This is a genomic window from Pseudobacter sp. (assembly GCF_051955275.1).
Lineage (GTDB): Bacteria > Bacteroidota > Bacteroidia > Chitinophagales > Chitinophagaceae > Pseudobacter.
Window position 1 is genome coordinate 16,039 of record NZ_JBQCGW010000324.1, and the last position, 25,717, is coordinate 41,755.

Genomic DNA, 25,717 nt, shown 5'->3' on the forward strand with positions numbered 1-25,717 from the left:
CCGTAACAAAAACTTCATTTCGCACACTAATAATAAAATTGATTATCTTTCGGGCTCCAGCCCGGAACACAAAAACCTAAGCCAATCGCGTATGGAAGTACTCGAGAATCTCCCTTCATTGCTTAAACTGTTCTGGTTCATCGCCATTCCGGTAAGCATTATTTTCCTGATCCAGACTATCATGACCTTTGTGGGCGCTGATACAGCAGATGGATTGAGTGCTGATTTCGACAGTGATTTACATGGAGGTGAAGCTCCCTTCCAGCTTTTCTCACTGCGTAATCTTGTGAATTTTTTACTTGGTTTCAGCTGGGGCGGAATCTCTTTTTATACTACCATTCCCAATCAGACCCTTCTGATCACCGTGGCCCTGGCCATCGGCATATCTTTCATCTTCATATTCTTCCTGGTGATCCGTCAGGTACAGAAACTGGGAGAAGATAATTCCTTTCGCATCAGCAATACCATCAGTGGTACGGCTGAAGTTTATCTAGCCATCCCCGCACAGATGAGCGGTAAAGGGAAAGTGCTCATCAGTATCAAAGGCTCCATGCGTGAGCTGGAAGCCATGACCGCACAGGATCGCATTCCTACCGGTTCTGTAGTGCGGGTGATCAAAGTGGAAAGTGATAATATCCTGATAGTAGAAAAAATTTAAACCCTATATGTTCGAATCTCCCATTATGATTGTTGTGGTTGCAGCAATAGTGTTGTTTGTAACCATCCTGGCCTTAGTGAGCAGGTATAAGCGATGCCCGAGTGATAAGATCCTTGTTGTCTATGGCCGTACCGGCGGTGCATCCGCAAAATGTATCCATGGTGGTGGCGCCTTTATCTGGCCTGTGATACAGGACTATGCGTTCCTCGACCTGAAACCACTGAGTATTGAAGCCAATCTCACCAACGCTCTGAGCCGTCAGAATATCCGCGTGGATGTTCCCTGCCGTTTCACCATCGCCATTTCCACTGAAGCCGATAATATGAATACGGCCGCAGAAAGACTGTTAGGCCTCACGGCAGAACAGATCCAGGAACTGGCAAAAGATATCCTCTTCGGTCAGCTCCGTCTGGTTATCGCCACCATGACCATCGAAGAGATCAACTCCGACCGCGATAAATTCCTGGAAAATATCTCCAAGAACGTGGACAGTGAGCTCAAGAAGATCGGTCTGAAGCTCATCAACGTGAACGTAACGGATATCAAAGATGAAAGCGGTTATATAGCAGCGTTAGGAAAGGAAGCGGCTGCCAAAGCCATCAACGAAGCCAAGATCAGCGTGGCTGAACAGGAAAAGATCGGTGAAACCGGTAAGGCCCTGGCAGACCGCGAAAAAGATACACAGATCGCGGAAACGCACCGCGACCGTGATGTGAAAATTGCCATCACGCAGAAAGATAAAGAGATCAGCATCGCCACTGCGGTAAAAGATGAAACCATCGGTAAGGCTGAAGCACAAAGGGATACACGTGTGAAAACGGCTGAAGCCAATGCCATCGCCATCCAGGGTGAGAACGAAGCAAAGATCTCGATCGCCAATTCAGAAGCCCTCAGAAGGGAGAAAGAAGCGGAAGCACTTCGTATAGCCATCTCTGCTGAAAAAGTACAGCAGGCAAAGGCCCTCGAAGCTTCTTACGTGGCTGAGCAAAGAGCGGAAGATGCCCGTTCACAGCGTGAGCGTGCTACACAGGTGGCCAATATTGTGGTTCCTGCGGAAATCGCCAAACAACGCGCCATCATTGAAGCGCAGGCCGCAGCAGAAACCATCCGTGAAAATGCGAAAGGTGAAGCGGATGCCATCTTCGCCAAAATGCAGGCCGAAGCAAATGGTTTGTATGAGATCCTTACCAAACAGGCCGAAGGTTACAAACAGGTGGTGGCTGCTGCCGGTGGCGACGCCAACAAAGCATTCCAGCTCCTGTTGATCGAGAAGCTGCCTGAACTGGTAGCAACTCAGGTGGAAGCGGTGAAGAATATCAAGATCGATAAGATCACCGTTTGGGATTCAGCCAATGGTAACGGAGAAAACGGGACCACAACTTCCAACTTCGTATCGAATATGATGAAGACGGTACCGCCACTGAACGATCTGTTCAATATGGCCGGACTGAACCTCCCCAGCTATCTGAAAGGGGAAGATCCGAAGAATGGTGGTGATGCCATCATCGATCTTCCGGTAAAGAAAGATTAGTAGTTATATTCATAAAGAAAATGGCTGTATGAGAGTTCATGCAGCCATTTTCTTTATGAATGTAATTAAAGTTTATGCGGTACGATCATTTTGTAATGCCCATGATCTTTACGTTGGATACCAGGAAAGCTGCCGGTGAATTGAACTGGGCCCCGAACTTGAATGTACTGTAAGTAAGTTTGGCTTCAAATGCATTGGTGATATCAAAGGTTTTCTCCTCATTGATGTAGACCTGTAAACGCTCCCCCTGTTTGCGGATAGCGATATGGTTCTTCTTTCCCCCTTCGTTATAGGCAGCACTGTTCACCTGCGAATCAACATTTTTCGCTTTATTGTCTACCCACGCGGAACCGCCTTCATAGATCCTTACCTGCAAAAACGGGTTCTTCGGGTAAAGATCAAAATTTCCATTAAGCGCATCTTCAAAATCCATGAAGAGTGTGTGGCTATTGTTATTATTGGCAATAATGAGGTCGAATTCCACGGTGAAGTCTTTCATGATACCACCTTTGATCCTGGGGATGTAGAGGCCTTTGGGGGAAATGGAGAACCATTTGCCAGGGTATTCGTCAATAGTAACCACTTCACCACTGCCGTCAGTTTTCCATTGTTCAGGAAACCTGCCGGTTTCCGTTGATTCGAAATTGTCTGAGAACAGCAGCGTATCCCCTGCTGTGAAAGTGTATTTTGAATTGATGGTGATCTTGTTGCTGCCTGATGCAGGAGTAGTGTTTGAGTTAGTGGCAGCAGGCGTTTCCCTATCCTTTTCCTTGTTCTTTTTTTTGAACATACCCCCTAATTTGTTGACGGTATTACCTACTTTATCGGCTGTTCTTTCCACTTCTTCAACAGTCTGGGCTTTCATCATCAGCGGGAATGCTGCTGACAGGATGATGCAGCAGAGGTTTCTTAATTGTTTCATCATGGGTGTGATTAATTTGGACCGCAAAAATACACTCCTGCATTCATACAAGCACAACTGATGAATAAATCTGTATTAAGGAATTTTGATGTGGCTATTCACCCCAGGCTGTTATCAGGATATTCCTGCTGCCACCATGATCGCGGTGCTCACAGAGGTAAATGCCCTGCCAGGTGCCCAGGGCCAGTCTTCCGTTGCGGACAGGTATCAGTACCTGCGTACCCAGTATCGAAGCTTTGAGATGCGCCGGCATATCATCCGGGCCTTCATCGTTGTGCAGGAAATCCGGATCGTTTTCCGGAACAGCTTTGTTGAACCAGGTCTCAAAATCCACACGTACCGTTGGATCTGCATTCTCATTGATGGTGAGACTTGCAGAAGTATGCTGAATGAATACCTGGCAAATACCTGCCTGGATGCCTGCCAACTGCGGCATTGCACGTAGTATCTCAGTGGTAATGAGATGGAAACCTCTTCTCTTCGCCGGCAGCGAGAGCTGTTGCTGGTACAGTTTCATACCGGTAAGATACAGGATTTGATTATATTGGCGGCCAATACCAGGATATGAATACAGTTGAACAGCTGATCCGTCAATATGGATTATTGCCACATCCCGAAGGTGGTTATTACAAAGAAACCTATCGAAGTACGGAAACTGTGGCGGCGGATGCCTTGCCGGAACGCTTTGGTGGAAAACGTTCTTTTTCCACCGCTATTTATTTCCTGCTGGAGAAGGGTAATTTTTCCGCTTTCCATAAGATCAAAAGTGATGAGTGCTGGCATTTTTATGCGGGGCAGACATTACTGGTGCATATTATTCACCAAAATGGCAGCTGGCAGACGGTGAAGCTGGGCAGTAATGCTGAGGCAGGCGAGGTCTTCCAGTTTGTAGTACCTGGTGATTGCTGGTTTGCCAGTGAGCCGGATCCTGCAACCAGCTTTGCTTTCACTGGATGCACCGTATCGCCGGGCTTTGATTTTGCCGATTTTGAACTGGCAAAGGCTGAAGAACTGAGCCGGCTTTATCCGCAGTATGCAGCGGGCATCAGGAGACTTTGCCGGCAATGATATCCTTGGTATCTTGGCGCGGGATTCAACTGCAAGAGTATGTCAAACCAAACTGAAAAGATCTCTGCTTCCAGGCTGAAAGCCATTATCGGCGGCACCATCGGTAACCTGGTGGAATGGTACGACTGGTACGCTTATTCGGCATTTGCACTTTATTTCTCTGCTTCCTTTTTCCCTGCGAGCAATACAACAGCTCAACTGCTGAACACAGCCGGCGTGTTTGCGCTGGGGTTCCTGATGCGCCCCATCGGTGGCTGGCTCTTCGGAAGACTGGCGGATAAGAAAGGCCGTAAAGTAAGCATGACCTGGTCTGTATTACTGATGTCGTTCGGTTCTCTGCTCATCACTTTCACGCCAACTTATTCGCAGATCGGAATAGCTGCGCCGGTGATTTTACTGCTGGCCAGGATGCTGCAGGGACTGAGTGTGGGAGGGGAATACGGTGTTTCGGCTACTTATCTCAGTGAAATGGCAAGTAAGAACAGGAGAGGATTCTATTCGAGCTTTCAATATGTGACCCTGATAGGCGGGCAACTGGTAGCACTGGGCATACAGATCATACTTCAGAAATTATTGCTTACAGATCAGCAGTTGCACCAATGGGGCTGGCGGATCCCCTTCGCCATCGGGGCCATCCTTTCTGTAGTGGCGCTCTACCTGCGTTCCAATCTGCATGAAACACCCAGCTTTGAATCGCAGCGCAATACCAGCAAAACAAAAAAAGGAAGTATCAGCGAATTGCTGAAACATCCCAAAGCAGTGCTTACTGTAGTTGGGCTGACACTCGGCGGCACCCTCGCTTTTTATACTTATACCACCTATATGCAGAAGTTCCTGGTGAATACCGTGCAGCTCACCAAGGAACAATCCACCAATATCTCATTTGTGAGCCTGCTGCTGTTTGCGATGCTGCAACCCTTGCTGGGCGGACTTTCCGACAAGATCGGCCGAAGACCGCTGCTGATCGGTTTTGGCTTGCTGGGAGTATTGTTTACAGTACCGCTGTTGCAGGCACTCAGCCAGACCAGCTCTATCTGGATAGCCTTCTTCCTCATCATGGCCGCTCTGGTGATCGTGAGCGGATATACCAGCATCAATGCAATAGTAAAGGCTGAACTGTTCCCCGCTGAGGTCCGCGCACTTGGGGTTGGATTGCCCTATGGACTTACTGTGGCAGTCTTTGGCGGCAGTGCGGAATACATAGCGCTATGGCTGAAGAAGATTGGTCACGAAAATTATTTCTACTGGTATATCACCGGTTGCATTGCTATCTCCCTGATGGTTTATCTCACCATGAAAGATACAAAGCATACCTCCCGCATCAATGAAGATGCTAATTAAAGGACTGGCGGTATTCCTTTGCCTTTCCCTGTGCTTTGCCGGATCTGAACGTTTTATATCATCTGTTTGAATTATAATTTCAGCAGTCCCACTTTATGCAGGGTATTCACCGGCTTATTATCCCAGAACAATTCAAAGTTTTCAAAGCCGCTTGCATGGTAGCTGTCCATCACTTCCTGCAAAGTGTAGGTCTTTGCATTGCTTACTGATAGTTTGCCCAGCATTTCCGCGAGCCAGTCGCCCTGCTCTTTGTTCACGCTGATGCTGAACGTTGATTTCTTATCCTGGAAGGAGAGCGATGTCATTTCCCACTGGCTGCCTTTTTTGGATTTGGTGAAATGTTCCACCTTAGGATTGCGGCCCAGCCAAACGATCCTGGAAGTTGGTTTTGCGCTGCTGTACAGGTCATGCGTGAGCACCTGCTGAATATGATCAGGGGCGATCTTTGTCTTCGGCACCTTGAACTCGAACCATTTCTGTAATGGTTCTTCCAGTCCGATGCCATGCATATAATTGAGCAATGATTTCTTCAGGCCATAACCGAAGGCTTCATGGTCGGCGCCTGTTTCATCGATATGTACAATATCGTTATTGGCAAAGCTGCCGATGGTTTCGTTTTCTTTTTTTACGTTGAATTTTGCAGGCTCCAGTCCTACAGGGCTATGTGCCGTCATGGTAAAGAGGTGCCAGAAGGCGGATTGCAGGATGCCTGCGGCAAACATCTGACGGATCATTTCCAGGGAGTCGATGGTTTCCTGCGCGGTCTGTGTGGGGAATCCATACATCAGGTAAGCGTGTACCATGATACCGGCTTCCGTAAAATTTTTGTTCACCTGTGCTACCTGAGCTACGGTGATCCCTTTCTGGATGAGGTCCAGCAAGCGGTCACTGGCTACTTCCAGTCCACCTGAAACGGCAATACAACCGGAACGTTTGAGCAGCAGGCAAAGATCGCGGGTGAAACTTTTCTCAAAACGGATATTGGTCCACCAACTCACTACCAGCCTGCGTTTGATGATCTCCAGCGCCAGGGCCCGCATCAGTGCGGGTGGCGCGGCTTCATCTACAAAATGGAAACCATTCTGGCCGGTCTGGGCGATGATCTCTTCCATCCTGTCGCACAGCAGGGAAGCCGCAACAGGTTCATAGAGCCTGATATAATCAAGTGAGATATCGCAGAAAGTGCATTTGCCCCAGTAGCAACCATGCGCCATCGTTAGTTTGTTCCAGCGGCCATCACTCCACATGCGGTGCATGGGGTTTACCACTTCGATGGCATTGATGTATTTGTCTAACTGAAAATCGCTGTAATCCGGTGTACCTACCTGTCCCTGTTTGTAATCGGTGCAGGCTTTATTGTTGAAGTAGGTCACCTGTCCATCCACCAGGGTGAATGTGCGTTTGAGCTCTTCAATGGTTTTGCTGCCTTCGATATGGTGAACCAGGTTTTCGATGGGCGCTTCTCCATCATCGAGCGTAATGAAGTCATAGAATTCAAAAACGCGGGGATCGGAAAGGGAGCGAAGCTCTGTATTGGCGAAACCGCCACCCATAGCCACTTTCACGCCGGGGTAGTTTTTCCTGATCCACTGGCCGCAGCGCAATGATGTATACAGGTTGCCCGGGAACGGTACGGAAATAGCCACCAGTCTGGGCTGTACTGTTTCCATATGTTTTTGCAGGAAACCGATCAGCAGCTGGTCTATATATGAGTAATCCTTTTGTAATGCTTCATACAACTCATCGAAACTATTGGCGGAGCGGGCCAGTCTTTCTGCATACCTGCTGAAACCGAAATGTTCATCCACACATTGCTGAATGAGGTCGGAAAGGTCTTCGAGGTACATGGTGGAAAGGTGCTTTCCCTTGTCTTGCGTACCCATGGAGCCGAATGCCCAGTCGAGGTCCTCCAGTTGTGCAAACCTGCTGGCTTCCGGCAGGAAATCACGTTTGCAGATGCGGTGGGCCAGGGTAGGGTTATGCCCCTGCAGGAAATGGATCACATCATCGATAGTGGAAATATAATCATCCTGTAATGCAATGATGCGGGCTATATTTTCGGAAGGTGCTGCCGGCGGGTGCTGGTTGATTTGCCTGAAGAGCTCTGTAAGGCCGGTGCTGCTGAAAAGGCCCACTGTTACTTCGATGCCCAGATCTGCCTGAAAAGAGGAAATATTCCTGGTATTCAGGAATCCTTTCAGGTAAGCGGTGGCCGGGTAGGGCGTATTCAATTGTGTGAATGGCGGCGTCAGCAAAAAAACAGTAGCACTCAAATCTGGGAATTTGGTGCAAAATTAAGTGAAAAAGGCGGGATGACGGGCTCTGGGCTGCACCAAATGCGGAGCTTATCCAATAATGCTATCCATTCAAAATTTCCACTTAAATTTGAGTATACTTTCTTACTGCATACATACAATATTGATCACAGACTTCCCCGCTTAAGCGGCAGGTTCCTGCTTTGCAGCCCGCCACCTTTATTTCTTTTTACATATTCCCGGAAAGTAAATTTTCATTCTACATTATCACTGTTATGCAAAACAACCAGAATAAACAGACTGTACTCTCTTTCTATAAAAATGTGATCGCCAGCCGTGAAGTGTCGGTCATTCCTGCTTTTATCCATCCTGAATATATCCAGCATAGTCCTCAATTGAAAGATGGCCTGTCCGGTTTGCGGGAGGCAATACTGACTTTACAAAAGATGCCTGTGCAAAAGCAGGATCAGTCCCCGGTTAAACTGGTGCTCGCTTCCGGTGACCTGGTGGGTATGTACATGCTGATCAATATGCAGGGGAAATGGCTGGCGGTGGCCGACCTGTTCAGGTTAGAGGATGGTTTGATCGTGGAGCATTGGGATGCCGTACAGGAACTGGAGCAGGCCCCGGACCAGGATGCGTTGGTAGTGCAGGAAGATCTGGCCGGGCAGGGTCATCCTTTACAGGAAAATGCTGCGGAGGATCATATTGAAGAAGATTTAGTAAACCTGTTTCGAAATGAAAACAGGATTGTACACCGCATAATCATGGATGGAAATTATGCATTGGGTCAATCTTCAGGAACAAAGGACGGGTGTCCTTTCGTTTTTTATGAATTCCTGCTCCTGGATGGCCGACAAGTCAAAAAACGGTTTTCGATCGAACAGGAAATTCCCGCTGTTTCTGCCAATAAAAATGGAATGATATAAATATAGATAGCTATGGGGCTGCCCAAAAATGGTCAGCTCCATTTATTTTCACTGTGCCCGGTGGCTCGCGTTCCCGTGAGTGACTTCTATTTGCTGCCCTCCGGCGGGCACCGTGTTGCCGGAGGCGACCGTATATCCGTCACTTGCGGGGATGAGCGACTGCTCCTCAAGTAATAGTGACATTCCATTTAAGTCGGCCCCGATTTCCGGCAGAATCACCTGAAAAAGGGATACAGATCTGATTCAGGCTTCGTTTATTTGCCTGGGCCATGAGTAAAACCTATCTTGTTTTGTATGAAGCAACTTTTCTCATTATTACTGCTGTTCTGCATGCTGCCCCTGGCTTCTTTCTGCCAGGAACAGGGCAATGATAGTCTGTTGACTGCGCTGAAGGCTCATAAAGAAGACACCAATAAGGTCAGAACCCTGTACAGGCTGGCCATGAACTATGAGAAAAGCAATCTCGATTCCGCCACCCTGATGCTCAAAAAGCTTCGCGAGCTCTCATCCACCCTTAAATATAATCTGGGACTTTACCTGTACTATGAAAGAGCCACTGTGGTAAGTTTTACCAATGGTGATTTCGAGCAGGCATTAAAGGAAAGCAAGGAAGGGCTGGAAATGGCCAAAAAACTGAAAAACACCGGATATGAAGCAGTGATGCTGAACAATATTGCTATCTGTTACGGATATATGGACAAATTCCAGGAACAACTCGATTACACTTTGCAGGCAAAAGATAAAGTGGAAATGAGCAAGGATTCCGCCAAGCTTTCCGGGCTGTATCATGGGCTCAGTAATGTGTATTCATCACTTGGGCAAAACCGGAAATCATTGGATTATGCGCTGTTGTCCATCCGCCTTTACTCAGAATTCGGAAAGAGAAATGACTATATCAACAGGGTGTATGCAGCTGCCGCACAAACCTATGAAGTGATGGGAATAACAGACAGCGCCGACATCTATTTTACAAAAGCCATCAGTGAATCAAAGAGGCTGAATGATAAGTTTGCCGAGGGCACTATTTATAAATATGCAGCTAATTTCTATTCCAATACCGGTAACTATGATAAGATGCTGGAGATGGCAAAACAGTCGCTGCCACTTGCAAAAGAGCTCAACAGCCGGCAACTGGAAGCAAGCTCTTACTACAATCTTGCAGCTGCTAATTTCTACAATAATAACAATGCAGCCGCTTACAGGAATGTAAAGCTGGCGCTGGAAATAGCTGAGAAAGATTCCATCAAACAACAGGCGCAGGATTCTTACCGTCTGCTGTCGTATATCGCTGCGAGGGATGGCGATTTCAGAACGTCAACCATGGCGCGCGGTAAAGCGGACTCCTTGCGGGAAGCGGCTTTGAACGAAGAAGTGGCATTGAATGCAGCTGATCTGGAAAAGAAATATGAAACTGAGAAGAAAGAAAACCAGATCAAACTTCACGAAGCTACCATCCGGCAGAAAAATACGTTGAACTATGTATTGATCAGCGGAGCGGTTGCACTGCTCATCATTCTTATCCTCAGCTACCTCAACTACCGGAACAAACAGAAACTGCAGCAACAACGCATCAGCGAACTGGAAACCGAAAAACAATTATTAGCCACACAGTCTTTGCTCAAAGGACAGGAGGATGAACGCAGCCGTTTGGCCAAAGACCTTCATGATGGTCTGGGCGGATTATTGAGTGGTGTTAAACTTCAACTGGGAGCTATGAAGGGGAACCTGATATTAACGGAAGAGAATGGCAGGGCATTCAATAATGCCCTGAATAAGCTGGATGAATCTATCAGTGAAATGCGACGTGTGGCGCATAATATGATGCCTGAAGCGCTTCTTAACATGGGGCTTAAACAGGCATTGCAGGATTTTTGTGATGGCCTTGCCGAATCACAGAGCTTTTCCATTACCTGCGAATTTTACGGATTGGAGCAACGTATGGCGCCATCCGTTGAGATAGTGTTGTACCGCATCATCCAGGAACTGATGAACAATGCGATCAAACATTCCGGCGCCAGCATTATTTTAGCGCAGGTGATCAGGCAGCAGGATCATGTTACCATCACCATTGAAGACAATGGAAAAGGGTTCGATACTGCCAACCTGGAAAATATGCGCACAGCGGGCTTGCGCAATATCCGCTCGCGGGTGAACTATCTGCACGGAAGCATGGATATCAAAGCGGCGCCCGGTAAAGGAACATCCATTCATATAGATTGTATAATAGATGAGCATGAGCAAAACAGATAAGATCAGTGTATTGGTGGTGGATGATCATCCGATGGTACTGGAAGGCATGCGCGCCATGCTTAACCAGATCTCATTTGTGCAACTTGCAGGCCTTGCCACCAATGCATGGGAGGCCATGGAAATGATCAAACTGCAATTGCCTCATATTGTACTCACTGATATCAATATGCCTGAAGTGAGTGGAATAGAACTGACAGAAAAAATAAAAAAGGAATTTCCATCGGTAAAAGTCGTAGCCATGAGCACGTTCAAGGAACGCAGCTATATTTCCCAGATGATACAACATGGGGCATCGGGCTACCTGGTGAAAAGCGCTTCGCGCGAAGAAATTGAAGAGGCCATTCTTTCGGTATATGAAGGCAGGCTGTATATGAGCCTTGACCTGCATCTTTCGGGCGCCGATAAACGGGAAATGAAAAGCCCTGTGCTGACCAGCCGTGAAAAAGAAGTATTGCAGCTGATAGCCGACGGGCTCACGAATATGCAGATCGCAGAGAAACTTTTTCTGAGTATGCACACGGTGGACAGTCATCGTAAGAACCTCCTGACAAAGTTTGATGTGAAGAATACAGCACTGCTGATCAGGATGGCAACGAAATCAGGGTTGTTGTAAAAAAATGCAGTATCATTTTCCATCTCAATAAACGGAGATCGCTTACATTTGAAATGGAAATGACAGTTTTTGAAACATATCTGCGTTCTCACACCGGCATCAGTAATGAGGAAACCGCGAGGGTGCTTTCAGTGGCAATACGCCGGACCCTCCGGCGGAATGAAGTACTGCTGTACGAAGGGCAGGTTTGCAGGCATAAAGCATTTGTAGGAAAGGGACTGATGAGGATTTATGGTACAGTGGCCGATGGCAGCGAGCATATCCTGCAGTTTGCACCCGAAAATACCTGGGTGATAGATGGTGAAAGCTATGATCATCAAAAACCTGCTACCTTTAATATTGCAGCTGTGGAACCCAGTGAGTTGCTCTGCTGGACAAAAACCGATTTTGATCTCCTGCTGGCTGAGATCCCCTTACTGAGCAGTTTTTCCCGTCAACTGGTCACCCGAAACAGTCATAGCAGCCGCCAGCGCTTGTTCAGCATGCTGAGCAGAACGCCTGAAGAAAAATACAAAGAGTTTGTGAGTCAATACCCCGACTTGCTTTCACGGCTTCCTTTGCATATGATAGCAGCCTACCTTGGCATCTCTCTCAAAACACTTACACGCATCCGCCATACTCAAATAAATGGTTATTGAATTATGGTCAAATGACCATGTTTCTGCCATTGAATTGACTGAGTTTTGTACAATAAAATCAAGTCATTTATTATGAGAGTATTTGTAACAGGAGCCTCGGGGTTTGTAGGCTCCGCAATAGTTCAGGAATTGTTGAAGGCCGGGCACCAGGTAACCGGATTAGCCCGGTCAGACAGTTCAGCAGCGGCTTTGATCGATGCAGGAGCAGCAGTGCATCGCGGAAGCCTGGAAGATAAGAGCAGTCTTAAAGAAGGCGCAGCGCTTGCAGATGCAGTGGTCCACACGGCATTCAATCATGATTTCAGTAAGTATGCCTCCAGCTGTGAAGATGACCGCCGGGTGATCCTGGCAATGGGTGAAGCAATGGCCGGCTCCGGCAAGCCTTTATTGATCACCTCTGGAATAGGGTTGCTTAAATACAACAGGGTTGTAACGGAAAACGACCTTCCTTCAGGTTCCGATCTGGTTCCCCGTGCAGCTTCGGAAGAAGCGGCAAATACTGTAGCAGCCATGGGTGTGAATTCCTATATCGTCAGACTCCCGCATACGGTCCATGGAAAAGGAGACCATGGGTTTATTCCGATGGCCATCAGTATGGCAAAAGAGAAGAAGGTGTCGGCATTTATAGGTGATGGAAATAATCGCTGGCCGGCCGTACATCGGTTAGACGCTGCCGTTATATACAGGCTGATTCTTGAACAACAGCCTGATCAGAAGAATTTCCATGCGGTGGCGGAAGAAGGTGTGCCGTTCAGGGAAATTGCCCGTGAAATAGGAAAGGGGCTGGAACTACCTGTGCAAAGCAAAGACGGTGCTGAGGCGGAAGCTCATTTCGGGTTCCTTACACATTTTGCTAAAATGGATTGCCCGGCATCTTCTGAAATAAGTAAATCTGTATTGGGGTGGAAACCTGCACAGATAGAGTTGATCGGGGACCTGAAATCAGGCGTTTATTTTGAATGATTTAGGGTATAGATTTTGGTGCTTTCCATTGCCAGTAATGAAAAAATCGTAACTTCCTTGCTATATTTTCCATTACGAAGCAATACTTTATATGAAAGCAATCGCGCTGTCCATCTGCATACTATTTTCGGCCTCTGTATTTTCACAGCTCACGCTCAATAATTATAAATATATCATTGTGCCAGAGCGGTTCGGGTTTCTGAAGCAGGACAACCTGTATGGAATGAATACGCTGACCAAACTGTTACTGAAAGAAAAGGGATTTGAGGCCTTTTTGAACAACGAGGGCCTTCCGGCAGAAGTGGCCACCAATAAATGCAATGCTTTGTTTGCTGACGTAACTTCCAGCAGCGGTGTTTTTGTTACCAAGCTTACACTTACCCTGAAAGATTGCCAGGGTAATATTGTTTTCAAAAGCAAGGAGGGAAAGAGCAGGGAGAAGGAATTCCAGACAGCCTATGATATGGCTTTGCGCGATGCCTATACCTCCCTGGAAGCTGTACCTTATAAATACGAGGCACCGGTAGCAGTGCTGCAAACGCAACCTGCTCCGGTTCCTGCAACTACTACTACTGCTACAGCACCAGCGCCTGCTCCGGTGCAGGCTCCTGCTCCAACAACGCCCTCTGTTACTGAATCCACAGGTGTTCTGTATGCACAGGCCACTCCCAATGGATTTCAACTCATCGATACAACTCCTAAAAAAGTACTTACGCTGTTGAAGACATCCATGCAGGATTATTTCATTTCCGTAGATGGAAATATCAATGGGGTAGTATTTAAAAAGAATGAGGAGTGGATGTACGAATATTACAAAAACGATAAACTTGTATCCCAGAAATTACAGATCAAGTTCTGAGCACGCTGCATTCCTGATGCTTATTTTTGTGGCATAATGATGCCGGTATCTCTGCATATACAAAAGATTCAAAGAACGGATTTCAGCATTGAGCTGTTTGTTCCCGACGCAAAGGAAGTTCAGGAAGAATATTTCCGGCAGCGGAAAGGGGGCGCCGATTTGCCTTTTCCGCACTGGACCAGGTTATGGCCTTCTGCATTCGGAATGGCAGACTTTATAGCGCAGCATCCAGAGTTGGTTCAAAACAAGGTTGTATTGGAATTAGCTGCCGGACTGGGTTTGCCGGGTTTTGTGGCAGCCAGGTATGCGAAATCCGTCTGTTGCAGCGATTACCTGGATGCAGCCGTGACTACTATGTTGCAGTCAGTGAAACATCTGCAACTTGCCAACACCAGTTGCCGGTTGCTTGATTGGAATAATTTGCCAACGGACCTGGAAGCTGATGTTTTGCTGTTAAGTGATATCAATTATGACCCTGAGCAGTTTGAACAGCTCTATATTGTGTTACAAAGGTTTCTACTCAAAGGAACGGTTATATTGCTGGCTACGCCACAGCGGCTTATGGCCAGGCCATTTATAGAAAGACTGCTGCCTTATTGCAGGCAGCAATCAGAAATCCAGATAGATCATCAGCAGCAAATCACATTCATTAGTTTATTGGTTCTCGGGGAAGGCGTTGTCTGATAAAATTTCCACATAACCATCAGAACCATTTACCCGGATCCTTTGTCCGTTTTTGATGAGCCGGGTAGCATTATTTACTCCAACAACCGCCGGGAGGCCATATTCACGCGCGATGACTGATCCGTGGGTCATCAACCCGCCTACTTCCGTCACCAGGCCCTTAATAGCAACAAAGAGGGGAGTCCAGCTAGGATCAGTGAATCTGGTAACCAGGATATCGTCACTTTCCAGGATAGCCTCTTCCATTTTCTTAATTACCCTTGCCCTGCCTTCTATGATCCCTGAGGAAACAGCAATTCCGGGAAGGGCGCCAGGAGGCAGGTCGTTCCGGTTGTATTTTCCTGAAAAGGTTTCCCCGTCTGAGGTGAGCACTCTTGGCGGGGTAAGTTTTTCAAAGAATCTGAAGTCTTCTTTTCTTTTTTGGATAAGCTGATGGTTGATCTTGCCGGTGCGAACAATTTCTTTTAACTCTTCGAAGTTCAAGTAATAAATATCTTCTTTTTCCGGGAGCGTTCCATTCTGAACCAGTTCTGCGGCCAGCTTCAGCAATGCCTGTTTATAAATAAAATAACGGCTCACGATCGCGTATTTCGGGTATTCCCGGTATCCGCTCAGATCACGCACCAGCCTTATCAGGTGTTTTGTTTCGGCGGCTTTTTGATCTCCATCGGGTAGTTGTTTCAGCCGTTCTATGATCTCGTTTTCTTTATTGACCGCTTCCTGTAATCCCTGATTGAATTTTCTTTTACTGGTTCCTGGTGTGAAATTTTTTAGATTCGTAAGAATTGTGGGAATGAGAAGGGCGGGGTTTTCGCTCCATCGGGTTTGGGTGATATCGATCTCTCCGGCGCATCGCATGCCATATTTGTGGAGGAAGTTTTTAAACACCTGCTGGATTTTACTTCCTCCTTCAAACCTGGAAAGTTCATCCAGGAAATTTCCGTCTTTGGTTTGTTGCAGAAAATCAATGATGGCGGGGTAAGGCCTGATTTCATCGGCAAGATCCATCAGTTCGAGCCCCATTTCCGAAGTAATATTATTGGGAACGGATTGCGAGATCTTGTCGGCCACATTCTTTTCCCCCAGCCATTCCTGTATATTTTCATTGATCCGGAATGCGGCATTCACAGCAGTGAAAATAACATCGAAACTTTGAGGGGCGAAAGCCGTTCTGGTTATTAGTTTAAGATGTTCCTGAATAAAAACCAGCAATTCCAGTCCCGACTTGCTTTGGATATTTTGGCGGAGCTCTTCAATTTCCTTTTGGCTGTTGCTGATCATTGCTGTAACAATGCCGGCGTCGAAATCTTTTATAGTCTGGTAATCCGGCGTGGAAGTACCCTGGGGTGCCTGGTTCTCTTTATTACCTGGTTGCTCCCGCCCGGTAAATTCCTCCCGTTGCATGATAGAACTGATGGCATCTTTAAAAAGAGGATCGGACTTTCCCAATACGTTAAGGAGCACATATTTTTTGTCGGGAGATGACAGGTCATTTGTTATATCGATGAATAATCTTCCGCCAGCAGTATACATGGGTCGGCTACTGGTCAGTTGCCAGATGGATATTCCCAGCGGTTTTATTGCATTGGTCATCATTTGCTGGTGACCTACAGAGATAAAAACATGTTTTTCCTGGTCAGTTGTTTCAGGAATGGGAAACAGGGTGGTGATGGGCCGGCTCTGAACAAAATGGAATTTCCCGTTTACCAGGCACCATTCGATATCCTGTGGAGTATGGAAAAACGCTTCTATCTTTCTTGCCAGGATGGCCAGTGTCAGGATCTGTTCATCCGTGAGGGCTTGTTTGTTCTGTTGTACAGCAGGAACACTCTCTTTTTCCGTGCTTCCATTACTGGCGGGAGAAATCACGAGCTGCTTGAGGGAAATGTTTTTTTCAGTGATCTTTCCATTTTCTATTTTGTAGTTATCAGCGTTCACCAATCCGGAGACCATGGCTTCGCCAAGTCCGAAGCTGGCGTCGATGGAAATCACTTTCCGGTTGGAACTAACAGGATCTGCTGTAAATAAGATCCCGGAAACCTGTGGAAAAAGCATTTCCTGAATAATAACGGCCAATCGCACCTGCCGGTGATCGATATTGTGCCGGATGCGATAGATGACAGCTCTTTCGGTGAATAAGGATGCCCAGCATTTGCTGATATGTTCCAGCATGCTGTTTGCTCCGGAGATGTTCAGGTAGGTGTCTTGTTGCCCTGCAAAAGAAGCTGTCGGCAGGTCTTCCGCTGTTGCGCTTGATCTGACTGCGTAAGTGGTGGTGGGGTCCGTATTTGATAACCTGTTACTGATTTCCCGGGAAATAACAGCAGGTATGGGGATGCCTGAGATGGCATTCCGTATTTCAGCGCTCAGGACTTTAATGGAATCTGTTTCTTCCACATTTAGTACAGAGAGCTGGTCGATCATTTTTTGTATGGAGGTATCCGTTTCAATGCAGGTCCTGTATGCTTCAGTAGTGATGCAGAAGCCTGAGGGCACCTGAATCCCGTCGATCCTTGACAGTATTGCCAGGTTCATGGCTTTGCCTCCTGCCAGTGCCAGGCTTTCTGTACCGATATCCCGGAAGTCAAGTGTGTAGGAGTGTTGACTATTCATGTGCGGATTATTTTTTGTTGAGCTTACTGGTGGTTTCATTCATGATCCCGATGGCCTGTGTAAAATACTTTTCGATGATCCTGATCTCTTTGGTGGAGAAACTGGCTATCAGTTGTTCGGATTTGCTCCGGTATTCTTTATAAAGGGGAGCGAACAATGACATGATGGCTTTTGAGTTGGGTACAATGATCACTTTTCGCCTGTCTTCTTCGGCAAATTGCCTTTTTACAAGTTTCTTTTTTTCAAACCTGTCTATCAGACCTGTGATAGCGCCTGTGGTAAGCCCTGTGAGGGCTGCGAGTTCGCCTGCAGTCATTTGTCCTCTTTCCAGCAGCCAGCCCAGGTATTTATGATCGGTCCCTGAAAGGCCTGCCTTTCGGGCTACAGCTTCGTGCATCTGGAGGGAAGTGTAGGCGTGGAGTTGGTTCAGTTTCCTCAGCTGAGTGATCAGGGCAGTATCCATATAGTTTATTTGATAAGTATCTTAGTGGCTAAGATAATATAATTTATTTGATCGGCGAACAGTATTTAATGATTTTTAAGAATACGAGTGGCGGGAATATTGCCGGGTTGATATCTATAGGAGAGTATTGAACAATTGAGCGATTTCATTGTTAGTAGGCCTGAGATAAAATAACCATATGTCTATTTCCACAGAAAGCGAAAGAACAGGAATGCAGTTAGCCAGCGATGTTGTAGCTATTACCCTGAAGAAGATGCGGGAGTATGCCAGGCCTGGTATGTCAACAAAAGAGCTGGATGAATTTGGCGGCGCGTTACTGGCTGGGGCTGGTGGCAGATCTGCTCCTGCAATGACCTATAATTTTCCGGGTTTTACCTGTATAAGTGTAAATGAAGAGGCGGCTCATGGAATTCCATCAGCCCGCAGGATCCTTCAGGAAGGAGATCTGATAAATATAGATGTATCGGCAGAGGTGAATGGATACTGGGCGGATAATGGAGGTTCTTTTGTAATTGGTCAGGATATACATGGACATGGAAGGCTTGTGGAGACTTCGAAACTGATTCTACAAAAAGCGATCAGCAATATCAAAGGAGGCGTGAGGATATCAGAGATCGGGAGGTTGATTGAAACTGAAGCCAGGAAAGCAGGTTATAAAGTTATAAAGAATCTGGCCGGACATGGGATAGGGCGTGCTTTACATGAAGAGCCTCACGAGATTGCCAATTTTTGCGATAAATACAATAGAACACGTTTCAAAAAGAACGCCGTAGTAGCCATTGAGACTTTCATATCCACCATATCTACCATTGCAGATACGCAGGCGGACGGTTGGACCCTGATTGGCAACAAAGGAGGGTTTGTTGCGCAACATGAGCACACGATAATGGTTACGGATGGCCAGCCGGTTATATTTACGGGTAAAAATGAAATATGGGCCTAGCATTATTGCGGCTGTAACTATGCAACAGGACGTACTCGGGCTGTAGTTTTTAAAGGCGCAGTCCGTGTTAAAAGTGCGATCAGAATTTCCATAATACCTACTACCAGGTGGGGTAGCCGGATATAATCTGCGAAGCCGAAGAGCCAGGGGGATGCCGCCAGTAAAAGACCTGCAACAACGTCCAGAAACAGGTGCATGCGCATAGTGAACACTCGGGTGATGCCCAACTCGTAATCGGTAAGCAGGCTATAAAGAATTGTACCTGTTCCAAGTATAACAGGGACCCAGGTTTCCGCACCCCCTCTCGCAAAATCAAGTATCCACGGAGCACCTATCAAAAGGATACCTACAATGTAGTCTAAATAGCCATGCGCTTTTGTACTGATCGGTTTCATAAATTGATATTTGTTCAAATGGTTTTGCAGCATTTGTTATGCCTGAAACTGCTTTGCATATTCAGGCTTGAAGTGTAGAGTGGAAAACACATTTGTATGGAGTTTTATTTACACTTCTGTGTATGATTTTACAGGGAGGATATGAAATCCAGCTCATTTTAGCATCTATTAGTTTTTGATTTTAATGCATTACGGTACCCGTAATAGCGATCGTGATTTTGTTGTCATCCTGCTCCTATAAAACATATCCCGTAAAAAATAGTTATGCAACACTTCCCTTCGTTGTGAAGAGCAGTAATGATTTTGATCAGGTCTGGGATAAGTTGATTGATCTGTTTGCGCAGAATGGCCTGTCCATTAAATTGATCGATAGGAGCAGTGGGCTGGTCATTTCTGATAATTCAGCAGTATTGGCTACTTGGGAAGACAAGGATGATAATCTCGTTCATAATAACGCTGACATAGTTATACCGAAGTATAAGAACAGTAGTTTACAGGCTTATGTCCCGGTTGTGGGAGGTTATTATAAGAGATCTGATATGAAGAACCCTGTGAGGCTCCGGGGTGAGTGGAATGTCAGGGTGAAAAGAGATGGACAGGGCAGTTCCATAAATGTGAATCTTATAAATGTCACCTTTATTAGTATTGATTCAAAAGGGATAGCTCATACTCAAATGATCAGTGATTATGTTTCTACTGGGCACTTTGAAAAGGAAATATCCAATATAATAAAGTAATGTCTTATCAGAATAATTATAATGATGTATTGGAACTAAAAACCCGCATTAGTATTATGGGTTTTTAGTTCCTGTAAATAAATATGGGCATCCGGCCAGATACAAGAAATGCTGGCAATAGCCGGATCCTGAATAGTCGCTTATCAATGTTTCTTATGAAACCGTAAATCAAGGGACACCGGTACCAAATCTTCCAGCAATTCATCTTTCACAAGGCCGAATATACTACCCGACTTGTAAGTGATGCCCCATTTTGTCCTGTCTATCGAGAGCGACGCCGTAGCCTTAATATCATCCCCGGTTTTGACGATCGTAGCCGGAAATTGGATCTCCTGTGTAATTGCCCGTAAGGTCAGCTGGCCGGTGATATAAAAGGTGGAATCGCTGGACACCTTAATCGCTTTGGTTAATTGAAACGTACCCTTAGGGAATTTTTTCACATCAAAGAAGTCCGGGTCTTTCAGATGAGATACCAGTCCGTTATCGCTGCTTGTATCTTTTTTGTCGGTAGAAGTAATGGAATTCATATCGAGTTCAAAATAACCTCCTGCAATATTGCCCTGGCCGTCAATAGCCAGGGTGCCCGTCAGAGGTTTTATATAACCCTGATGTCCATTTCCTCCCATAACACTCTTGCCTTTCCAGTTGACGAAACTTTCTGGTATCACCAGAGAATAACCCACTACATTCCCGATTTTTGTGGAAGGAACTGATGTCACAGCAATAGTAGAGTCTGCCACAGCGTTGGCTGAACTATCCCGGCAGCCGTTGGCAAAGGTCAGGCATAAGGGTGCGCAGACCAACAAGAAGATTGACCGCATAAGTTGTTGATTTATGTGATTATAAATGTGGAAATAAAGAAACCCGGGTTGTTGATACAAACCTAAATGGTCTTTTCGCGGCAGTGGCAAAAGGCTGGTAAAAACTATGTAAACGAATGTAAAATCTGATAAGCGCCGCCCCGGCTCATCAGGAATACAGTAATTTTAAGTATGAGTTGGAAAGCCTTGCTGCTGATGGGCGCTGCCCTTATAGTTATCGTTTCCTGGTCTGCCATGCGTGACCGGGCCAGCCAGCCCGTTGCAGATCGGGCAACTGAAAAACTGGTGATCCGGCAGATCGGTCATCAATTGCTGTTACAGGCCGGTGATTCTTCCTCCCGCATCCTTCCTGTGGAAGAACGGGCTAACAGGGAATACCTGCTCCGGTTTTCTGCGCCTTTTACTTTTTTATCCGATACTTTGGTGGAAACTGTGCGCAGGGTAGTGGAAGCCAATGGCCTGCCATCTAATTACCGCGTGGAAGTTATTCAGAATACTCCTTCACCCGAAGTGATCTACGGATTCCAGATTTATAAAGACAGTATCCGGAATATTATACCGTGCCTGGGCCGCAGGCAGGAAATGGGTTTCTACAATTTACTGATCATGTTTACTGAAACTGAAGTTGCGGGCATCGACCCGTTTTCAAGTGGTGTTCTTACGGGTAGCATAGTGGCTATTCTGGCAGGTATTTTATTCGGCGCGCTGTATTTGGGAAGAAGAACTAAAAACAAAACAGGAACTCCGTCAGTCCAGAACGCTTCAACAGGGAAGGCAGTAACCAGTCATGGGCCTGAAAACATTCAGGCAGATCCGGCAGAGGAAGAAGGTAAGCTGGAGGCCCCGGTATCACCAGGCATTTCAATTGGTAACCTGCTTTTCCTGCGCGAAAGTCAGCAACTGGTAGCAGGTTCTTCCATCACCATACTCACAGCAAAAGAAGCCAAACTCCTGGAGGTTTTTGCCAAAGCTCAGCAGGAAGTGATAGACCGCGACCAGTTGATGAAAGAAGTTTGGGAGGATGAAGGTGTTATCGTGGGCCGGAGCCTGGATATGTTCGTCTCCAAGTTGCGGAAAAAATTGAAAGCTGATCCGCGCATAAGTATACTGAATATACATGGGAAAGGGTATAAACTTGTGATAGGGCAGTTGGCGTGCTGAGTTGAAAGGAGAGGAGAATTAGAGATTTATAAAAACACAAAACCCGCGACATGCGCGGGTTAGAAAAACTCAGTGAACCCGTTCGGACAGATGTCGAACTCTTTTTGTAACGATTTTAAAGTGTTTCACATGCTAAGAGAATTAATAACCAATGACTTAAAGCTGCTTACACAATCCAAGTCCCAATAGTAGAACCCTGTATCAAGGATAAGGAGATCTATTTGTTCGGACATAATGGACAGATTGCAGAAAAGGTAGTCAGACAGGGTAGGACTTTACTGGTCAAAAACGTAAAGTTAATGAGATACAACCGTAAAGACTTTTCAACCCTTGTGATTTTTTATTTATAGGGACTATCTCACTAACTGTGTAAGTTTCAAAAAACGGAGTTCGTAGCAGGATCTATATCTTGATCCTGTTTTCAAAAATAGTTAAAAACTGATCCAGGACAATGCCCCAGTTTCTAATCGGCATTGTCCATTTTTTTGTTACCTCCCGCAAAGCCAGGTACACCGACTTGAGTACGGCGTCATCTGTAGGGAATGAGAGCTTGTTCTTTGTGTACTTCCTGATCTTGCCGTTGAGGTTTTCAATCAGGTTGGTTGTATAGATAATCTGGCGGATCTCAATCGGGAAGTCAAAAAAAACGGTCAGCTCTTCCCAGTTATCCTTCCAGCTTTTGATAGCATAGTTATACTTGCTTCCCCACTTACTTTCAAAGGCCTCCAGGGCGGCCTGAGCAGCCTGGCGGGTGGGTGCGGCATAGATATCCTTCATGTCGATGGTAAACTCTCGTTTGTCTTTCCAGACCACATACCGGCAGCTATTGCGGATCTGATGAACAACGCAGACCTGAGTTGCTGATTGAGGGAATACAGTCCGGATCGTTTGCGTGAAGCCATTGAGGTTATCGGTGGCAGTGATCAGGATATCTTCCATACCACGGGCCTTCATGTCAGTCAATACAGTCATCCAATAGGCCGCAGATTCATTCTTCCCCAGCCACATGCCCAGCACCTCTTTAAAGCCATCCTTACGTAAGCCTACAGCGATGTAGATCGTTTTGTTGACCACTTTGCTGTTCTCCCGGACCTTGAACACGATCCCGTCCATCCATACGATCAGGTAAACCGGCTCCAGTGGTCGGTTCTGCCAGGCTACGATGTCTTCGGCTACACGGGAAGTGATCCGGCTGATGGTGGCAGTAGAGACTTCAAACTTGTAAACATCTTTGATCTGTTCCTCGATATCACTTACGCTCATACCCTTTGCGTACAGCGATACAATCACCTCTTCAATGCCTTCCACCATGCTCTCCCGCTTGGGAACGATCATGGGATTAAAGCTGGCATCCCGGTCACGAGGAACTTGGATCTCTGATTCTCCGTACTGAGTTTTGATCTTCTTTTTCCCATACCCATTACGGGCATTTTTGCTCTTACTCTGTTCATTCTTCTCATACCCTAAATGCCCGTCCAGCTCACCTTCCAGCATCTTTTCAATCGCTCGTTTCTGGATCTGACCCAGAAAGTCGTTGAGTTGCTGACCGGACTTGAACTGCTTCAAAAAGTCGTCTGATAAAAAATCCTCTGGCTTCATGTCTGTGTAAAGTTTAAAATTAAAAAAATCGGAGCTCTTACGAACCCCGATTTTCTATGTTTACACAGTTTTTGTTATAGTGTCTATTTATAATACCTGCCCATCTCCTCAAACTTCTCCATTAGTTTCTCTACGAGTTCAGATTTCTTAATAAAATGCTTAGCACCTTTGGCTTTTGTACCTTCTTTCAAAGAGACATTAAAACGACGTTTATTTTTGCCATTTACTGATACCAAAGTTGAATTAGCTTCGTAATCTTTAGAAGGAATTAATAATAATCTGTCTTCTAACTCCAGAGTTGAGGGATTGAATGCGGCTCCTACAATATAAAAGTTATTGTGTACTGCAAAAGTACTTTCGCTTATATCAATCAGAATACTGCCTTTTTTGACCGCATTGAATCTTGATTTTACCTGTATGAAAATAGGATAGAAGAAACCATTCTGCATAACCACAAGATCAATCCCCCGATTGTCTACCACTGGCTTATACACATTCAGTAAGCCCTGACCATATAGCAGGATTAGCTCTTTAATACGGTCTTCCACGATATTGCCCTTGGCACCTGAAGAAAGACCCGATAAATCAATAAGATCCTGCTCAGTTTCTTCTTCCTGTATGCTAAGCTCTTGGTGAGCAACAGAAACTTTTACTTGTAACCGGGTAAGCTCTATATTGAGTACTGTTCCAGGTTGAATATTATGCTTCTTATACCAGGTGGTTAAGCCAAAAATTCTTTTATGGTCGGCATTATAATTTAGATCAAATGGCTTGACATTACCTTCTAGCCATACAGATACTTTTGTAGTTTCTGCCGGCATAAATTCCTGCCCATGAGCCGGTATATACAAGAAGCCCAATTTACTTTCTACTCCGATTATTTTACGCTGATATTTTATTGACTCTTTCATTTTTGAAGCACTAGATCATGTTTATTATAAATCTTTCAATTGTCTTGATAGTTGTAGGATTGTCCATTCTTCCTGCAAGCGCTTGTCGTATATCTCAATAAGCTTTGCGTATGGAATTTCTTTAACCTCTATTTGATCGTGTATCCTTAAAGAACGGACAATATGGCCACGGGTTATGATCCAAACCTGCCGATCATTATCTTTAATCGTATAGCCTAATTTTTCATTGATTTTAATGTTATCACTTTTCAACTGATGAATAAAGTTTTCTAGTTGAACACCTTTTACCGATTCAATGTTTGGCTCTAGCGTAGCATCATATAATACAGAAAGACTGCCCAGCTTGAAGAAGCCATCTGCTTTTCCCCGATTATCAGTTTGAGGGAAACGATGCAATTCATGGATACCCAATAAACGAAGCAATAGGAAAGTGTACTCTTCGAATTGCTCCCAGTCACAACTTGCCATAGCGGTAAAGAAAAGTGGGCGTGTATTAATATGCTGCTCCGGTATTGAATCGATTATAGCTGGAGAAGGCAGGCATTGTTTATTTAGATGCCAACCGTTCGTGTAAGCCTTATATTCTTCAGGGCAATCTATTTCCTTCAGATCCGACACTTCAAAGCGGATGGCAGGGTTACCCTTGTTGGGATCCTGCCGAAAATTTTTGGAAATGCCTAGCCAGCTTTTTTCTAACTCATTGCTTTTGCTCCGCTTAATAAACAGGGTAACAGCTTTCTCTGGGAAATTGCTCTTTTCTATCCCATCTTTTATTATCGGCAACGTGAACAAAGTAGAATTATTCCATTTAGGACCTAACTTATCCCAGTGCAAATCCCAATTGGTTACCATTATGTATTTAGCATCTTGCATTCTATATTAATTTACTTCCATCTATCCTAAATAATGAATCCCCCCAGTTTGCCGTAGCAGTAAGAGCATGTAGTGCTTGAAATTCATTATAATTTGTCAGCATTTCTTTTGAATTGCCATTTAAAGTATGTTCTTGTGGAATTGTTCCATCAGGATTAATTGGAAAACATTTTACAATTTTCCCTTTGAAAGAAGAGTAGTAATGACTGCCCAAATAGGTGAGTAAGTATAGTGAATTTGAAAGCTCATATTCTCCTACAAAGATTTGATCAGACACAGGATTATGTAATCTTATCTGTACCAATTCACCGCCTGCAATGATGGTTCTATAATTTGATGTAGCATGTAGTGCTTTTACTTTTTCCAAAACATCAATTATTTGCCTTATCTCAGATTTATATCTTTCTAATCCTAAATCAGCTTTAGATAATTGATTTAATAATACTCTTACAGACTTCATGAGCTCTTTATATACGATACAGTTAAGACC

General features: G+C 45.5%; 25 protein-coding genes. 14 read left to right on the top strand and 11 right to left on the bottom strand.

Annotated elements, in window-relative coordinates; translation table 11 throughout:
- Window positions 1-91 precede the first annotated feature (91 nt).
- Window positions 92-658, top strand: a complete 567-nt coding sequence (locus ACTHMC_RS29240) for a serine protease (RefSeq protein WP_440418623.1) — start codon at window positions 92-94, stop codon at window positions 656-658.
- Window positions 659-665: 7 nt separating this feature from the next.
- The gene (locus ACTHMC_RS29245) at window positions 666-2,189 is read left to right on the top strand and encodes a flotillin family protein (RefSeq protein ID WP_440418624.1); all 1,524 of its coding nucleotides are present in this window, start codon (window positions 666-668) and stop codon (window positions 2,187-2,189) included.
- An 85-nt stretch (window positions 2,190-2,274) separates the two neighbouring features.
- Here the strand turns inward: ACTHMC_RS29245 and ACTHMC_RS29250 are convergent, their stop codons facing one another.
- Entirely contained in the window at window positions 2,275-3,114 is an 840-nt protein-coding gene (locus ACTHMC_RS29250; RefSeq protein ID WP_440418625.1) for a hypothetical protein, read from the bottom strand.
- A gap of 91 nt (window positions 3,115-3,205) precedes the next feature.
- Window positions 3,206-3,628: a secondary thiamine-phosphate synthase enzyme YjbQ gene (locus ACTHMC_RS29255; RefSeq protein WP_440418626.1), complete on the bottom strand. Its 423-nt coding sequence runs from the start codon at window positions 3,626-3,628 to the stop codon at window positions 3,206-3,208.
- 47 nt (window positions 3,629-3,675) lie between these two features.
- On the opposite strand from ACTHMC_RS29255, the gene ACTHMC_RS29260 reads away from it, so the two are divergent.
- Window positions 3,676-4,179 (top strand): cupin domain-containing protein, encoded by a 504-nt coding sequence (locus ACTHMC_RS29260; RefSeq protein WP_440418627.1) that lies wholly within the window; start codon window positions 3,676-3,678, stop codon window positions 4,177-4,179.
- Window positions 4,180-4,218: 39 nt separating this feature from the next.
- The gene (locus tag ACTHMC_RS29265) at window positions 4,219-5,520 is read left to right on the top strand and encodes an MFS transporter (RefSeq protein WP_440418628.1); all 1,302 of its coding nucleotides are present in this window, start codon (window positions 4,219-4,221) and stop codon (window positions 5,518-5,520) included.
- A gap of 71 nt (window positions 5,521-5,591) precedes the next feature.
- Here ACTHMC_RS29265 and ACTHMC_RS29270 read toward each other — a convergent pair whose 3' ends face one another.
- A complete protein-coding gene (locus tag ACTHMC_RS29270; RefSeq protein WP_440418629.1) occupies window positions 5,592-7,793 on the bottom strand; it encodes a B12-binding domain-containing radical SAM protein in 2,202 nt (733 codons plus the stop codon).
- Between the two features lie 257 nt (window positions 7,794-8,050).
- Between ACTHMC_RS29270 and ACTHMC_RS29275 the strand changes: the two genes are divergently transcribed.
- From ACTHMC_RS29275 to ACTHMC_RS29305, 7 genes are all read left to right on the top strand, one after another.
- Complete coding sequence (locus tag ACTHMC_RS29275; protein ID WP_440418630.1) at window positions 8,051-8,704, top strand: nuclear transport factor 2 family protein; 654 nt, start codon at window positions 8,051-8,053, stop codon at window positions 8,702-8,704.
- Between the two features lie 294 nt (window positions 8,705-8,998).
- On the top strand, window positions 8,999-10,954 hold the full coding sequence (locus ACTHMC_RS29280; protein WP_440418631.1) for an ATP-binding protein: 1,956 nt from the start codon (window positions 8,999-9,001) through the stop codon (window positions 10,952-10,954).
- Complete coding sequence (locus ACTHMC_RS29285; RefSeq protein ID WP_440418632.1) at window positions 10,938-11,567, top strand: response regulator transcription factor; 630 nt, start codon at window positions 10,938-10,940, stop codon at window positions 11,565-11,567. The genes ACTHMC_RS29280 and ACTHMC_RS29285 overlap by 17 nt, the downstream gene beginning before the upstream one ends.
- A gap of 53 nt (window positions 11,568-11,620) precedes the next feature.
- Window positions 11,621-12,205 carry a Crp/Fnr family transcriptional regulator gene (locus ACTHMC_RS29290; RefSeq protein ID WP_440418633.1) on the top strand — a complete coding sequence of 195 codons (585 nt, stop codon included), beginning with the start codon at window positions 11,621-11,623 and terminating at the stop codon, window positions 12,203-12,205.
- Between the two features lie 72 nt (window positions 12,206-12,277).
- Window positions 12,278-13,168, top strand: a complete 891-nt coding sequence (locus ACTHMC_RS29295) for an SDR family oxidoreductase (RefSeq protein ID WP_440418634.1) — start codon at window positions 12,278-12,280, stop codon at window positions 13,166-13,168.
- Between the two features lie 91 nt (window positions 13,169-13,259).
- A complete protein-coding gene (locus tag ACTHMC_RS29300; protein WP_440418635.1) occupies window positions 13,260-14,027 on the top strand; it encodes a hypothetical protein in 768 nt (255 codons plus the stop codon).
- Between the two features lie 39 nt (window positions 14,028-14,066).
- Complete coding sequence (locus tag ACTHMC_RS29305; protein WP_440418647.1) at window positions 14,067-14,711, top strand: class I SAM-dependent methyltransferase; 645 nt, start codon at window positions 14,067-14,069, stop codon at window positions 14,709-14,711.
- Here ACTHMC_RS29305 and ppsA read toward each other — a convergent pair.
- Together ppsA and ACTHMC_RS29315 are read right to left on the bottom strand one after the other, a co-directional pair.
- Window positions 14,682-17,324, bottom strand: a complete 2,643-nt coding sequence (gene ppsA, locus ACTHMC_RS29310; RefSeq protein ID WP_440418636.1) for a phosphoenolpyruvate synthase — start codon at window positions 17,322-17,324, stop codon at window positions 14,682-14,684. The genes ACTHMC_RS29305 and ppsA overlap by 30 nt on opposite strands.
- A gap of 7 nt (window positions 17,325-17,331) precedes the next feature.
- Window positions 17,332-17,787: a MarR family winged helix-turn-helix transcriptional regulator gene (locus ACTHMC_RS29315; protein ID WP_440418637.1), complete on the bottom strand. Its 456-nt coding sequence runs from the start codon at window positions 17,785-17,787 to the stop codon at window positions 17,332-17,334.
- Between the two features lie 178 nt (window positions 17,788-17,965).
- Between ACTHMC_RS29315 and map the strand changes: the two genes are divergently transcribed.
- Window positions 17,966-18,730, top strand: coding sequence for a type I methionyl aminopeptidase (map, locus tag ACTHMC_RS29320; RefSeq protein WP_440418638.1), 765 nt, complete (start codon window positions 17,966-17,968; stop codon window positions 18,728-18,730).
- A 17-nt stretch (window positions 18,731-18,747) separates the two neighbouring features.
- Here map and ACTHMC_RS29325 read toward each other — a convergent pair whose 3' ends face one another.
- On the bottom strand, window positions 18,748-19,125 hold the full coding sequence (locus tag ACTHMC_RS29325) for an SPW repeat domain-containing protein (protein WP_440418639.1): 378 nt from the start codon (window positions 19,123-19,125) through the stop codon (window positions 18,748-18,750).
- Between the two features lie 284 nt (window positions 19,126-19,409).
- Here ACTHMC_RS29325 and ACTHMC_RS29330 point away from each other — a divergent pair, with 284 nt between their 5' ends.
- Window positions 19,410-19,862: a hypothetical protein gene (locus tag ACTHMC_RS29330; RefSeq protein WP_440418640.1), complete on the top strand. Its 453-nt coding sequence runs from the start codon at window positions 19,410-19,412 to the stop codon at window positions 19,860-19,862.
- A gap of 143 nt (window positions 19,863-20,005) precedes the next feature.
- Here the strand turns inward: ACTHMC_RS29330 and ACTHMC_RS29335 are convergent, their stop codons facing one another.
- Window positions 20,006-20,683 (bottom strand): YceI family protein, encoded by a 678-nt coding sequence (locus ACTHMC_RS29335; RefSeq protein ID WP_440418641.1) that lies wholly within the window; start codon window positions 20,681-20,683, stop codon window positions 20,006-20,008.
- Window positions 20,684-20,854: 171 nt separating this feature from the next.
- Between ACTHMC_RS29335 and ACTHMC_RS29340 the strand changes: the two genes are divergently transcribed.
- Window positions 20,855-21,844: a winged helix-turn-helix domain-containing protein gene (locus tag ACTHMC_RS29340; RefSeq protein WP_440418642.1), complete on the top strand. Its 990-nt coding sequence runs from the start codon at window positions 20,855-20,857 to the stop codon at window positions 21,842-21,844.
- 402 nt (window positions 21,845-22,246) lie between these two features.
- Here ACTHMC_RS29340 and ACTHMC_RS29345 read toward each other — a convergent pair whose 3' ends face one another.
- From ACTHMC_RS29345 to ACTHMC_RS29360, 4 genes are all read right to left on the bottom strand, one after another.
- Entirely contained in the window at window positions 22,247-23,443 is a 1,197-nt protein-coding gene (locus tag ACTHMC_RS29345; protein WP_440418643.1) for an IS256 family transposase, read from the bottom strand.
- 83 nt (window positions 23,444-23,526) lie between these two features.
- Window positions 23,527-24,354 carry a hypothetical protein gene (locus tag ACTHMC_RS29350; RefSeq protein WP_440418644.1) on the bottom strand — a complete coding sequence of 276 codons (828 nt, stop codon included), beginning with the start codon at window positions 24,352-24,354 and terminating at the stop codon, window positions 23,527-23,529.
- 24 nt (window positions 24,355-24,378) lie between these two features.
- On the bottom strand, window positions 24,379-25,227 hold the full coding sequence (locus tag ACTHMC_RS29355) for a hypothetical protein (protein WP_440418645.1): 849 nt from the start codon (window positions 25,225-25,227) through the stop codon (window positions 24,379-24,381).
- Between the two features lies 1 nt (window position 25,228).
- On the bottom strand, window positions 25,229-25,717 hold a 489-nt coding region (locus ACTHMC_RS29360), incomplete at its 5' end, for a hypothetical protein (protein WP_440418646.1).

Bases quoted from the DNA above. Each gene is read 5' to 3' on its own strand.
- ACTHMC_RS29240 (WP_440418623.1), top strand. From the start codon at position 92: ATGGAAGTACTCGAGAATCTCCCTTCATTGCTTAAACTGTTCTGGTTC.
- ACTHMC_RS29245 (WP_440418624.1), top strand. From the start codon at position 666: ATGTTCGAATCTCCCATTATGATTGTTGTGGTTGCAGCAATAGTGTTG.
- ACTHMC_RS29250 (WP_440418625.1), bottom strand. From the start codon at position 3,114: ATGATGAAACAATTAAGAAACCTCTGCTGCATCATCCTGTCAGCAGCA.
- ACTHMC_RS29255 (WP_440418626.1), bottom strand. From the start codon at position 3,628: ATGAAACTGTACCAGCAACAGCTCTCGCTGCCGGCGAAGAGAAGAGGT.
- ACTHMC_RS29260 (WP_440418627.1), top strand. From the start codon at position 3,676: ATGAATACAGTTGAACAGCTGATCCGTCAATATGGATTATTGCCACAT.
- ACTHMC_RS29265 (WP_440418628.1), top strand. From the start codon at position 4,219: ATGTCAAACCAAACTGAAAAGATCTCTGCTTCCAGGCTGAAAGCCATT.
- ACTHMC_RS29275 (WP_440418630.1), top strand. From the start codon at position 8,051: ATGCAAAACAACCAGAATAAACAGACTGTACTCTCTTTCTATAAAAAT.
- ACTHMC_RS29280 (WP_440418631.1), top strand. From the start codon at position 8,999: ATGAAGCAACTTTTCTCATTATTACTGCTGTTCTGCATGCTGCCCCTG.
- ACTHMC_RS29285 (WP_440418632.1), top strand. From the start codon at position 10,938: ATGAGCAAAACAGATAAGATCAGTGTATTGGTGGTGGATGATCATCCG.
- ACTHMC_RS29290 (WP_440418633.1), top strand. From the start codon at position 11,621: ATGGAAATGACAGTTTTTGAAACATATCTGCGTTCTCACACCGGCATC.
- ACTHMC_RS29295 (WP_440418634.1), top strand. From the start codon at position 12,278: ATGAGAGTATTTGTAACAGGAGCCTCGGGGTTTGTAGGCTCCGCAATA.
- ACTHMC_RS29300 (WP_440418635.1), top strand. From the start codon at position 13,260: ATGAAAGCAATCGCGCTGTCCATCTGCATACTATTTTCGGCCTCTGTA.
- ACTHMC_RS29305 (WP_440418647.1), top strand. From the start codon at position 14,067: ATGCCGGTATCTCTGCATATACAAAAGATTCAAAGAACGGATTTCAGC.
- ppsA (WP_440418636.1), bottom strand. From the start codon at position 17,324: ATGAATAGTCAACACTCCTACACACTTGACTTCCGGGATATCGGTACA.
- ACTHMC_RS29315 (WP_440418637.1), bottom strand. From the start codon at position 17,787: ATGGATACTGCCCTGATCACTCAGCTGAGGAAACTGAACCAACTCCAC.
- map (WP_440418638.1), top strand. From the start codon at position 17,966: ATGTCTATTTCCACAGAAAGCGAAAGAACAGGAATGCAGTTAGCCAGC.
- ACTHMC_RS29325 (WP_440418639.1), bottom strand. From the start codon at position 19,125: ATGAAACCGATCAGTACAAAAGCGCATGGCTATTTAGACTACATTGTA.
- ACTHMC_RS29335 (WP_440418641.1), bottom strand. From the start codon at position 20,683: ATGCGGTCAATCTTCTTGTTGGTCTGCGCACCCTTATGCCTGACCTTT.
- ACTHMC_RS29340 (WP_440418642.1), top strand. From the start codon at position 20,855: ATGAGTTGGAAAGCCTTGCTGCTGATGGGCGCTGCCCTTATAGTTATC.
- ACTHMC_RS29345 (WP_440418643.1), bottom strand. From the start codon at position 23,443: ATGAAGCCAGAGGATTTTTTATCAGACGACTTTTTGAAGCAGTTCAAG.
- ACTHMC_RS29350 (WP_440418644.1), bottom strand. From the start codon at position 24,354: ATGAAAGAGTCAATAAAATATCAGCGTAAAATAATCGGAGTAGAAAGT.
- ACTHMC_RS29355 (WP_440418645.1), bottom strand. From the start codon at position 25,227: ATGCAAGATGCTAAATACATAATGGTAACCAATTGGGATTTGCACTGG.